A 10,603-nucleotide genomic window follows, 5' to 3' on the forward strand; every position below is an offset into this window, starting at 1 on the left:
TAATCCGGGGCATGAATTTCGTGCCCGACAACCTCCCAGATGATGCTGAATTGCTCAAGCAGATGCTTGCAAAGATGCAATCCCGGATGGGTGTGCTCGAAGAACAAGTTGCCCTGCTAAGGCAGCGCCTGTTCGGTCGACAATCGGAGCAGACCGTCGACCCGGCAACGCCTCAAATGGCGTTGTTCAACGAAGCGGAGCACGAGGTAGAGCTGGCATACGAAGCCGCTGATGAAGAGGTAGTTGCCACCGCCAAGCGCCGTGGCAAGCGCAAGCCGCTGCCAGCCGATTTGCCGCGCATAGAAGTCGTCCACGAACTGCCCGAGCATGAACTGACCTGCGCTTGCGGTTGCCGCAAGCATGCCATCGGTGAAGAGATCAGCGAACAGCTCGAAATCGTTCCGATGCAGATCCGTGTGATCAAGCACATCCGTAAGGTCTACGGTTGCCGTGACTGCGAAGCCGCACCAGTGACAGCCGACAAGCCCGCTCAATTGCTTGAGAAGAGCATGGCCAGCCCGAGTGTGCTGGCCATGCTGCTGACCACCAAATACGTCGATGGTTTGCCCCTTCATCGTTTCCAAAAGGTACTGGGCCGTCACGGCATCGATATTCCAAGGCAAACGTTGGCGCGTTGGGTCATCCAGTGCTCTGAACATTTCCAGCCGCTGCTGAACCTGATGCGCGAAAGCCTGTTGAACAGTCGGATCATCCACTGCGATGAAACACGTGTGCAGGTGTTGAAAGAGCCGGGGCGTGAGCCCAGCAGCCAATCCTGGATGTGGGTACAAACCGGCGGCCCACCTGATCGGCCAGTGATCCTTTTCGACTACGCCACCAGCCGAGCGCAGGAGGTGCCGGTGCGCCTGCTGGACGGCTATCGCGGCTATGTCATGACCGACGACTACGCCGGTTACAACGCGCTGGCTGCACAGGACGGACTGGAGCGATTGGGCTGCTGGGCGCACGCGCGCCGCAAGTTCGTCGAAGCGCAGAAAGTACAGCCCAAGGGCAAAACAGGACGCGCTGACATCACATTGAACCTGATCAATAAGCTCTATGGCGTCGAGCGCGACTTGAAGGACAGTGACGACGAAGATCGTGAGGTTGCCCGCATGGAGCGCAGCCTGCCATTGCTGATTCAGCTGAAAAACTGGATAGAGAAAACGCAACCTCAGGTCACGACGCAGAATGCCTTGGGCAAGGCCATCGGTTACTTGGCCAGCAACTGGAGCAAATTGGAACGCTACGTCGAGCACGGCTACTTGCCGATGGACAACAACGCGGCCGAGCGTGCGATCCGCCCGTTTGTCATCGGGAGAAAGAACTGGTTGTTCAGTGACACGCCCAAAGGTGCCACTGCCAGCGCACAACTTTACAGCTTGGTAGAAACGGCCAAAGCCAACGGCCAAGAACCCTATGCGTGGCTGCGCCACGCACTGGAACGCCTGCCGCAGGCGTGCTCAGTGGAAGACTACGAAGCGCTACTGCCATGGAATTGCACACCTCAAATACACAGCTAGGTGCGCTGCCCATCTTTGGTTAGGTGGGGTTTATGGAGCGCTTACGAATGATGCGCCAATGATGCAAATCGGCTGCTGCCGGCCGAGTGGGACAACCCTAGGACGGCATTGCCCCAAGCATGCGACAACGCATAGGGAAAACCGAGCCGATGGGACGTAAACAGGACAAGCCTGGGACAGCCATGCCCCTGAGTGAGACCGAGCGAGCCGAACGCCGCCAGGCCGTGGCCAATGCCATCGCCAGTCAGCGCCTGGAAGGGCTGGAACCCAATGCCGAGGTGATTCGGCAGCTGGAGGCCTTTGCCGAGGGCACGCTCGGCATCGGGGGCATTCTGGAAGGGTTCAGGGGTAGGATCGTGGAGGGGCGGCTACTGCCGCCTGCCGCAGACTTCAAATAGAACAACACCGGCGCGGGGCCGGATCAGGCTTGGTAGTCTTCAAACTCCCAAGCGTAAAGCCTTGCCAATTTGCACGCAATCTCAGACCAACCCACCCCTTCATATTGCGATATAGCCTTAATTATCGTGTCAACAATTAACTGATAGTTAAATTCTTTGACCATCAAAAAGTGCCTACCCCACATGGGCTCCCATACATTGTTCTGAAGCCATGTCGGAGTGCAAACGAACACTTCGAAATCGTCCCCGCCATTATCACCTTCTGGGCCAATGCGAAGCCTTAGAGTTATAAAAAAACATTCTGGATCATCTGGCGCATACGAGTGAATAACCACCTCATCAGACGAAATCCCCTTTAGCTCCGCACGCATGGAACACCTCTTAATCAGTGACATTCAGATGCCCGTTACTGACTTTAATTTTCTGACCAGTCACTGGATTGATTGAATAGGTCTCAAAGTTTGCCTGCACGCCAGTAGTAGCATACTGCGATGACTTAACAGTAGGAGCCCTATAGACACGCGTACCATCAGCACTGATCCAACCAGTGCCATCGGCAGTTTTCTTGGCTCCATCCCCAACCCAAATTTTCCCTAACTGATCTGCTTCAGCAGCAGTGCCGCGTCCAACAGAGAAATTGGGGTTAGCCGTGCCACTGCCTTTTACAGCGGCAGCCAAGCGCGAGTCTTGGGCCGCTATATTTGCCAAGTTCTGCTGTGCAAGTTGATCTTTCAGCTTCGGATACGTTGCTACGTTTCAGCACCGCTAGAAACATTCCCTGTCCCTTTTGTACCGGCGTCCTTCACCCGGTGGGTATACGGCATGCCAGCTTCAGCATCCGTCGACACAGTCGAAGTATACGGTGCCTTCCCTGTCCCCGCCCCTTTTGCACCAGCCGCTATGTACTGACTAGTCTCATTAATCAGCCGAGACGCTTCAGCAAGGTGCCTCCTCTTCAGCGCTGTTTCAGCCGCTTTAATCGCCTTGCCCGCAGCATCCCCTACGCCCGGGAAGACACCCATGGTTGCGGCGAGATAATCCAGCGCGCTCTCCGCTTCCGCATAGCTCTTTATATCACCAATTACGGGTACAAAATCAGCCCCCATCGACAGTGTATCTTTTAGGTGTTCCCGTCGCTCCTTGTACATCTTGACCGAGCAGGCATCCGAGCTTAACCCGGCGCAGTTCTGCTGCCTGTAGCGTTCGTTTTCTGCCTTGACATGCTCTTCGGCCACCACCTCCGGTGTCTTGCCTGCCGCCAATGCCTCAGCAATATCGCTCAGCGCGTTGTTTTCCGCGGCGTTCCTTCCCGCCTGGCCCGCTGCGACAGCGTCTGTCAAGCCTCCGCCCGTTGCAGCACCTGCCAACCCTGATGCAAGCGTTGCCAACGCAGAAATGGTCTGTTTCTCTTCTTCACTCAGTTGATCCCGACTCTTGTCAGGGTAGATTTGAACTGGAAGCCATCGACCAGCTACCTAAGAGCCAACAGAAATTCGTTGCGCAGATGCTTGATGCCTTGATCGCTCAGGCCACGACCAAGGCGAGCAGCGAGGGACGGGAGGTTTTGCAGCAAGCAGATAAAACAACACCGGCGCGAGGCCGGTGTTGAGTGAAGTTTGTGCAGAACAACTACTCATAAAATTTCGATGCACAAAATATCTTTGCAAAAGTACCCCAGCTAGGGCTAACAACATCACTATCGCCAGAGTTTTTGCATACATCTCTATTGACCTAATCCAGGCCTCCATTGCAGCTAAAAATCTCTCCAAGTCCGGATTTTCCCAGTCATCGGGATTAAGCACCAACCCCTCCCTGAACTCTCCAACAAAATCCGCAAGATCTTCTTTTGTTTGTATATCTCTAACTCGTTCAAAACTTATACAACCCTCACTTACAAACGCCTCGAACACAGATAATCGAACAATTATTGGGCGTAGATATTTTCCATCCTTCCTTGGCAACCTCTGCTGGCGTAGCCGGAACAACTTTGATTGGAACACCCGCCTCACGCAGCAAGCAATCGTCTTTTATCCAAGCTGTAACCGCTCCATCCTTCTCAAATATCCGGATAGGAGGCAAGTCATCTGGAGAAATCTTCCCTGACTTCAGTCCGTCAATTGTTGACTGGAGAGTTTGGCCCTCCTTGAAGGTATTCGAAACACTATCTTGCGTGAACCGGATATCTTTCGGGTTCGCATAACCAGTCAAGTTATCTGGTAAAGCAGATGGCAGCTTTTGGCCTGTGGTTCCTGCTCCTTTTGCACCTAATCAACCGCTGTAAAAATATGCCTCTCTAGACTTGCTGGAGGAAATTGGCAGGGCAGAATTTTTGAAAAAATATCCCGACGGAGAAGGCCCAGCAAAAACTCGACACATCCCAAGTCATAAATCTCCTCCTCTCCTTGATCCACACTATGAACACCAACCTTCCATGAGTCAGCCCCACCACTCACAACCCAAAAAAAAGTTTCTCCATTATCCGTTACCGCCCAAGGCAAGAACGAACCTGGCGCGGGATAACTTGGCCTAGGATAGTCAGACGGAAAATCTTGCTGCATCACAAGATACGATTCTTGGAAATACCTACTCTTTTCAAAATTTAAATTAGAATTAGCCGAAAACGGGCTAAGCACCCACACAAAATCATCAATCACCCCACCGCCATATATAGATATAAAACCCTTAAAATCTTCAGGCAATCTTATTTGCCACTCAGACTCAAAGCTAGACCAAGCAGCATTATCAAAAGAGCGCCGCGCTTGCGGGGGAGGAAGAATACGGACTAATTCATCAATCATATTCATCTAACCCCATTTATATTTGGAATTGAAACATCAAGATTAAAACCTCCTGAGCCGCGGGCAGTCAATGTAACTCCTGTAGGTATCGGATTACTCCCTGTATAAATCGGAATTGCCCTATAACTAACTGTCTCTCCGCCCTGAATAGCAGCTTTTACTTGACGCTCGAATGAACTCATATTCGGATGATTAGTATTGCGCTGAAAAAGCGTCACCAAGTTCCTTGCGTCATCACCAGCTCCACCAAGTGAGTTTGCGAGCAAATGCCCACGCGCATGATTGGCTCCCTGCCCCTCAAAGCCCGGCGGGCGAATCGCAGGATTAGCACTGGAACCGCCACCCAATGTTTCCGGCTTAATTACTGCAGTTACCCCTGTAGGACGACCTAGCGAGTCAAGATCACCCAGAATTACATTGCTAGGTGTAGTTTGACTCGGCCTAGCAAGTGCTGGATAGCCTCCCGAAGTTGCTTTTGCACCGCTGGTAGCTTTGCCTAGTATCAGCACCGCCGCCAATTTTACTACATCATCCCGCGAAGCACCTTTATCGACAAGGCTGATGATCCCTGGCACATCCACCGGCGCCAGAGTCGAGCCGAGCAAGCCATCCTGACGTGCCCGCTCAATGATTGCATCCTCACTTAACCCTTGCCGACTCCATTCCGCAATCAGCTCACTCGCTCTGATCGCCTTCACATACGGATTGGCAACAACGCCCATAGGCGACCAGTCGCTGCCCGACAGCGCATAGACATCAAGGAAGCTCGCGTCCGCGTCGCTCTTCTGCGCGTCCACTACCCCCCTCATCATCGCAAGGGCATAGTCCGTTACCAGAACATCGTATTCCGCTTTGCTCAGCCTGCCGCTCTGGTACAGCTCAACAAGCTTTTCCCCAGCCTGTTTCTCCTGCTGCCGGTATTCATCACGAATACCAACCTCGCAGTTGCCATTTCCTCCACAGGCTTTATACCGCTCGTGCAACTCATCAATGCTGCCAATACCAGCAGCCTTGAGCTTCTCGTACAGCGCCCGGCTGGCTGCATCCAGCCGTTCAACGCCGTATTTGTTCGCCAGCAGGTTGTTTTCAACCGCGTTACGGCCCGCACCAGCACCTGCGACCGCCCCAGCGCTATTACCTTCCACCAGGCCACCCGAAAGCCCGGCTGCCAGCGTCGACAGCGCAGAAACGGTCTGCTTCTGCTCTTCGCTGAGCGAGTTGCTGTCGCTGGTGCCATACAACTGCTGAGTGATCAGGCGGGCAACCAGCTCGCCGCCGGCCGCACCCGCCGCCCCGGCCGCCGCCGAATTGCCCTGCGCCTGGGCGACAACGGCACCCAACACTGCATGGGCCATGACGTTGAGTGCTTTATTGTCGCCAGTGGATTTCTTGATTACCTGCGCGAGGTACGGTGCCGATGCGCCTGCCAGCGCAGAACCGATATCACCGCCCGCCAGGCCTTGCTTTTAGGAAAAAAGGTCTTCCCTTGCGCTGCCTGGCCACATATGTCCACCGCTGCCAGGTTTATCGCCATACAGAATATGTTGCTTGGTTTCAGGAGAAAGAATATCAACGTAATTCCTCCCAGTTACTTTTGCATCTTCAGATAGTCAAAATGAATTTATTCCAGTCTAATAGAGCCTTCTCAAAGTCGTCAATTGCCATAATTGAAGAATAATCCTCATCATATAGCGAATATATTTTTGCAACTCCATCATTAAGCTCCACGCCCCAACTATCACGACTCCAATCACAACTACTAATAGCTCCAGACCTTACTGAGGCGACTCTAGATAGCCCTTCATCCAGCCAAGCTATGGTGCTTTCATATCTTTGGCCGCCATGATCAGTCAGTAAGCACGCTAAGAAATCTATTCCATCACGGCCTAGCACATCAGACCGACAGCAAGGCTCGCGAGTGTTACCTTCGCCATCCCAGAAGAAAATTATTTTCATATAAGCCTAGCACCTATAGCTTCGGATAACTGTCGTCTTAGGGTTAAGATAGCCCTCAACTTTCACGCCACTTGGAGTAGTGCCCGTCCACTTATTACCTGTTATCGTCTTGTTTTTGAAAGCAACATCAACTTCTACTTTTATCCTATCGGAAGACCACGATTTCGAAAACATCGTAGACACACCTCCATTGTTCGTTTTTGGCAAAAAGCTTCCAGGATTGCTTGGGTCAGCCACTTCGATCTTTGCGCTATAAACACCTTTTGCGTTTGGCGCTGATTCAGTCCCCGGAATAACGCGGACATCGCCCGTCACAGTTGAGTGCCCACCCACTACATTTCCGTTGGCCTTTACCTCGGCCCGAATAATGTGACCGTCAAAGTCAATTGGGGCAGTAATTTTTGCGGCCTGCGCAGCAAGTACGGTATCTGGTTGCTTGCCTGTAAGATCTGGACCTTTAGAATTTTATCCAATTCGCTCCAGAGCTGCTTTTTCAGCATCAACTACCGGATTGCCAGTCGCTTTTGAACCAAACCCAGCTTACAAGCTACGTCCAGAACTCCTTCCCATCCGAGTCTATCCACACAACCCCAGCAGGGGCCTCTGTTATAAACCAAAGCCCGAACCCATCAAGATCGTCTTCACCCGGCTCTTCAGGCCATGCCTCCTTGAGCACATCGAGCTGATTTTGAATAGCACCCACAAGGAAAAGGCCATCATGTGCAAGTCTTATATTCCCCTCCGACATCAAGCGATCCATCAGAGAAAAGAACAGTTCGATTCGGCGTGCGTAATCAACAGACGAACCAATAAGCTCAACTGTCATATGCTGCCATATGGCTCCCATTGGAAGCCCAAACGCGCTCCGTAGAACCGACTTATAGAGACTGTCAATCACTTGAATTTAATCTCCACCATTCTTCCGCCATTAATAGACTTATCCACAACATCTATCGTCCAGGAAGCTCCCGTCCGCTGCGAAGATGTGGAAAAGTCTCGAAGGGTTATTTTAGCCCCTGCGTCAGTTTTGGCTGTGTATATTGTCCCCTTCCCAGGAATTACTTTGGCTGAAGGCATATTCCCAGCCCCGGCTAACTGTCTAAAGTAAGACATCACATCCGATGTGGTAGCCCCCACATAGACTGGTGCGCCCTTGCTAACCTGCGGATCGGTCTTCAAAACTTTACCGCCCAAATTCAATTGAAAATCTTTCGGCTCAATTGATTTGGTGTTGAACTGCACAGCGAGATCATCAATTCTCTTCTGTGATTGCGCTTGCAGTACAGTGCCAGGCTGCTTGCCTGTCAGATCAGGACCTTTAGGGTTCTGTCCAATGCGATCCAAGGCTGTTTTTTCAGCATCAACTACCGGATTTCCAGTCGCTTTTGCACCGCTGGTAGCTTTGCCTAGTATCAGCACCGCCGCCAATTTTACTACATCATCCCGCGAAGCACCTTTATCGACAAGGCTGATGATCCCTGGCACATCCACCGGCGCCAGAGTCGAGCCGAGCAAGCCATCCTGACGTGCCCGCTCAATGATTGCCTCTTCACTTAACCCTTGCCGACTCCATTCCGCAATCAGCTCACTCGCTCTGATCGCCTTCACATACGGATTGGCAACAACGCCCATAGGCGACCAGTCGCTGCCCGACAGCGCATAGACATCAAGGAAGCTCGCGTCCGCGTCGCTCTTCTGCGCGTCCACTACCCCCCTCATCATCGCAAGGGCGTAATCCGTTACCAGAACATCGTATTCCGCTTTGCTCAGCCTGCCGCTCTGGTACAGCTCAACAAGCTTTTCCCCAGCCTGTTTCTCCTGCTGCCGGTACTCATCACGAATACCAACCTCGCAGCCGCTATTTCCTCCACAGGCTTTATACCGCTCGTGCAACTCATCAATGCTGCCAATACCAGCAGCCTTGAGCTTCTCGTACAGCGCCCGGCTGGCTGCATCCAGCCGTTCAACGCCGTACTTGTTCGCCAGCAGGTTGTTTTCAACCGCGTTACGGCCCGCACCAGCACCTGCGACCGCCCCAGCGCTATTACCTTCCACCAGGCCACCCGAAAGCCCGGCTGCCAACGTCGACAGCGCAGAAACGGTCTGCTTCTGCTCTTCGCTGAGCGAGTTGCTGTCGCTGGTGCCATACAACTGCTGAGTGATCAGGCGGGCAACCAGCTCGCCGCCGGCCGCACCCGCTGCACCGGCCGCCGCCGAGTTGCCCTGCGCCTGGGCGACAACGGCACCCAACACTGCATGGGCCATGACGTTGAGTGCTTTATTGTCGCCAGTGGATTTCTTGATTACCTGCGCGAGGTACGGTGCCGATGCGCCTGCCAGCGCAGAACCGATATCACCGCCCGCCAGGCCTTGCTTTTAGGAAAAAAGGTCTTCCCTTGCTGCCTGGCCACATATGTCCACCGCTGCCAGGTTTATCGCCATACAGAATATGTTGCTTGGTTTCAGGAGAAAGAATATCAACGTAATTCCTCCCAGTTACTTTTGCATCTTCAGATAGTCAAAATGAATTTATTCCAGTCTAATAGAGCCTTCTCAAAGTCGTCAATTGCCATAATTGAAGAATAATCCTCATCATATAGCGAATATATTTTTGCAACTCCATCATTAAGCTCCACCCCAACTATCACGACTCCAATCACAACTACTAATAGCTCCAGACTTTACTGAGGCGACTCTAGATAGCCCTTCATCCAGCCAAGCTATGGTGCTTTCATATCTTTGGCCGCCATGATCAGTCAGTAAGCACGCTAAGAAATCTATTCCATCACGGCCTAGCACATCAGACCGACAGCAAGGCTCGCGAGTGTTACCTTCGCCATCCCAGAAGAAAATTATTTTCATATAAGCCTAGCACCTATAGCTTCGGATAACTGTCGTCTTAGGGTTAAGATAGCCCTCAACTTTCACGCCACTTGGAGTAGTGCCCGTCCACTCATTACCTGTTATCGTCTTGTTTTTGAAAGCAACATCAACTTCTACTTTTATCCTATCGGAAGACCACGATTTCGGAAACATCGTAGACACACCTCCATTGTTCGTTTTTGGCAAAAAGCTTCCAGGATTGCTTGGGTCAGCCACTTCGATCTTTGCGCTATAAACACCTTTTGCGTTTGGCGCTGATTCAGTCCCCGGAATAACGCGGACATCGCCCGTCACAGTTGAGTGCCCACCCACTACATTTCCGTTGGCCTTTACCTCGGCCCGAATAATGTGAACGTCAAAGTCAATTGGGGCAGTAATTCTTGCGGCCTGCGCAGCAAGTACCCAAAAGACGCGGACCGCAGGTGCTACCAACACCCACGGTCCGCTAACCACAAGCAGCTAAAAAGGAGCTGAATATGGCTAAGGCCGATCATAGGGCAGTCACGCCCAGAACTGAACGTTTCGCCACCGTCGCAGCGGATTACTACCCGCTGCTGGGCGAACCCTCATACACCTGCGACCGCATCGTCCCCGGCATCAAGCTGCGTGGCCTGTGGTTGCAGCAGGCGGGGTTCGAGGTCAACAAGCGAATACGCATCCGGGTGATGCAGGGGTGTTTGGTGATTACGGCGGAGTGAAATAAATAGCCCCGGCAGTGCCGGGGCTATGTAATTCAGGTGAACTCTATCTTGCATTCTGACAGAGGGAATGAGCGTCCGTCTGAGATAACAAATTGATCGCCCTCTATTCGAGCAAGTAACAACCCCCTAGTGCTTGCGCCCACTTCTACGGAGGCTCTCCAACCCGCTATGTCACCGTGATAAGACAGGGCATGAAACACACTCCCTGTTGGCAAACTAATACAACAGCTATCAGAGACAACCCCTCCACTGGTAGCAGCTATTGTGCCAGCAGAGTCCAAGAGCAAATTAAACTGCTTCTTCGCCTTATTCTTTCCATCATCCTCGTAATATACGAACTCAGT

The 10,603-nt window shown here is 52.4% G+C and carries 13 protein-coding genes and 1 pseudogene; 3 read left to right on the forward strand and 11 right to left on the reverse strand.

Features of this window, described 5'->3' with window-relative positions:
* Positions 1 to 11: 11 nt before the first annotated feature.
* Positions 12 to 1,523, forward strand: coding sequence for an IS66 family transposase (gene tnpC, locus ACVWZT_RS03255; protein WP_457468127.1), 1,512 nt, complete (start codon positions 12 to 14; stop codon positions 1,521 to 1,523).
* A 182-nt stretch (positions 1,524 to 1,705) separates the two neighbouring features.
* A complete protein-coding gene (locus ACVWZT_RS03260) occupies positions 1,706 to 1,921 on the forward strand; it encodes an antitoxin VbhA family protein (RefSeq protein ID WP_457468129.1) in 216 nt (71 codons plus the stop codon).
* A 23-nt stretch (positions 1,922 to 1,944) separates the two neighbouring features.
* On the opposite strand, the gene ACVWZT_RS03265 is transcribed toward ACVWZT_RS03260, so the two are convergent.
* The 11 genes and pseudogenes from ACVWZT_RS03265 to ACVWZT_RS03315 all read right to left on the reverse strand — a co-directional run bounded on the left by ACVWZT_RS03265 (position 1,945) and on the right by ACVWZT_RS03315 (position 10,011).
* Positions 1,945 to 2,292 carry an immunity 8 family protein gene (locus ACVWZT_RS03265; protein ID WP_457468131.1) on the reverse strand — a complete coding sequence of 116 codons (348 nt, stop codon included), beginning with the start codon at positions 2,290 to 2,292 and terminating at the stop codon, positions 1,945 to 1,947.
* Between the two features lie 10 nt (positions 2,293 to 2,302).
* The gene (locus ACVWZT_RS03270) at positions 2,303 to 2,599 is read right to left on the reverse strand and encodes a hypothetical protein (RefSeq protein ID WP_457468132.1); all 297 of its coding nucleotides are present in this window, start codon (positions 2,597 to 2,599) and stop codon (positions 2,303 to 2,305) included.
* Positions 2,600 to 2,670: 71 nt separating this feature from the next.
* A complete protein-coding gene (locus tag ACVWZT_RS03275; RefSeq protein ID WP_457472012.1) occupies positions 2,671 to 3,369 on the reverse strand; it encodes a VENN motif pre-toxin domain-containing protein in 699 nt (232 codons plus the stop codon).
* A gap of 27 nt (positions 3,370 to 3,396) precedes the next feature.
* Positions 3,397 to 3,930, reverse strand: a complete 534-nt coding sequence (locus ACVWZT_RS03280) for a DUF7660 family protein (RefSeq protein ID WP_457468134.1) — start codon at positions 3,928 to 3,930, stop codon at positions 3,397 to 3,399.
* A 255-nt stretch (positions 3,931 to 4,185) separates the two neighbouring features.
* Positions 4,186 to 4,725 (reverse strand): SMI1/KNR4 family protein, encoded by a 540-nt coding sequence (locus ACVWZT_RS03285; RefSeq protein WP_457468135.1) that lies wholly within the window; start codon positions 4,723 to 4,725, stop codon positions 4,186 to 4,188.
* Positions 4,722 to 6,182: pseudogene (locus ACVWZT_RS03290) on the reverse strand (DNA/RNA non-specific endonuclease); the annotation flags it as partial. The gene ACVWZT_RS03285 and the pseudogene ACVWZT_RS03290, both read right to left, overlap by 4 nt.
* A gap of 139 nt (positions 6,183 to 6,321) precedes the next feature.
* Positions 6,322 to 6,675 carry a hypothetical protein gene (locus tag ACVWZT_RS03295; RefSeq protein WP_457468137.1) on the reverse strand — a complete coding sequence of 118 codons (354 nt, stop codon included), beginning with the start codon at positions 6,673 to 6,675 and terminating at the stop codon, positions 6,322 to 6,324.
* Between the two features lie 6 nt (positions 6,676 to 6,681).
* Positions 6,682 to 7,008, reverse strand: coding sequence for an EndoU domain-containing protein (locus tag ACVWZT_RS03300; protein WP_457468139.1), 327 nt, complete (start codon positions 7,006 to 7,008; stop codon positions 6,682 to 6,684).
* Between the two features lie 214 nt (positions 7,009 to 7,222).
* A complete protein-coding gene (locus tag ACVWZT_RS03305) occupies positions 7,223 to 7,573 on the reverse strand; it encodes a DUF596 domain-containing protein (RefSeq protein WP_457468140.1) in 351 nt (116 codons plus the stop codon).
* Positions 7,570 to 8,940, reverse strand: a complete 1,371-nt coding sequence (locus ACVWZT_RS03310) for a VENN motif pre-toxin domain-containing protein (protein ID WP_457468142.1) — start codon at positions 8,938 to 8,940, stop codon at positions 7,570 to 7,572. The genes ACVWZT_RS03305 and ACVWZT_RS03310 overlap by 4 nt, the downstream gene beginning before the upstream one ends.
* 603 nt (positions 8,941 to 9,543) lie before the next feature.
* A complete protein-coding gene (locus ACVWZT_RS03315) occupies positions 9,544 to 10,011 on the reverse strand; it encodes an EndoU domain-containing protein (RefSeq protein WP_457468143.1) in 468 nt (155 codons plus the stop codon).
* 23 nt (positions 10,012 to 10,034) lie between these two features.
* Here ACVWZT_RS03315 and ACVWZT_RS03320 point away from each other — a divergent pair, with 23 nt between their 5' ends.
* Entirely contained in the window at positions 10,035 to 10,256 is a 222-nt protein-coding gene (locus ACVWZT_RS03320; protein ID WP_457468145.1) for a SymE family type I addiction module toxin, read from the forward strand.
* The last annotated feature ends 347 nt before the right edge of the window (positions 10,257 to 10,603 follow it).

Source organism: Pseudomonas sp. TE21394 (assembly GCF_054057835.1).

Excerpts from the sequence above, each read along its gene's own strand:
- ACVWZT_RS03295 (WP_457468137.1), bottom strand. The coding sequence starts at position 6,675 with ATGAAAATAATTTTCTTCTGGGATGGCGAAGGTAACACTCGCGAGCCT.
- ACVWZT_RS03265 (WP_457468131.1), bottom strand. The coding sequence starts at position 2,292 with ATGCGTGCGGAGCTAAAGGGGATTTCGTCTGATGAGGTGGTTATTCAC.
- ACVWZT_RS03310 (WP_457468142.1), bottom strand. The coding sequence starts at position 8,940 with ATGGCCCATGCAGTGTTGGGTGCCGTTGTCGCCCAGGCGCAGGGCAAC.
- ACVWZT_RS03320 (WP_457468145.1), top strand. The coding sequence starts at position 10,035 with ATGGCTAAGGCCGATCATAGGGCAGTCACGCCCAGAACTGAACGTTTC.
- ACVWZT_RS03260 (WP_457468129.1), top strand. The coding sequence starts at position 1,706 with ATGCCCCTGAGTGAGACCGAGCGAGCCGAACGCCGCCAGGCCGTGGCC.
- ACVWZT_RS03285 (WP_457468135.1), bottom strand. The coding sequence starts at position 4,725 with ATGAATATGATTGATGAATTAGTCCGTATTCTTCCTCCCCCGCAAGCG.
- tnpC (WP_457468127.1), top strand. The coding sequence starts at position 12 with ATGAATTTCGTGCCCGACAACCTCCCAGATGATGCTGAATTGCTCAAG.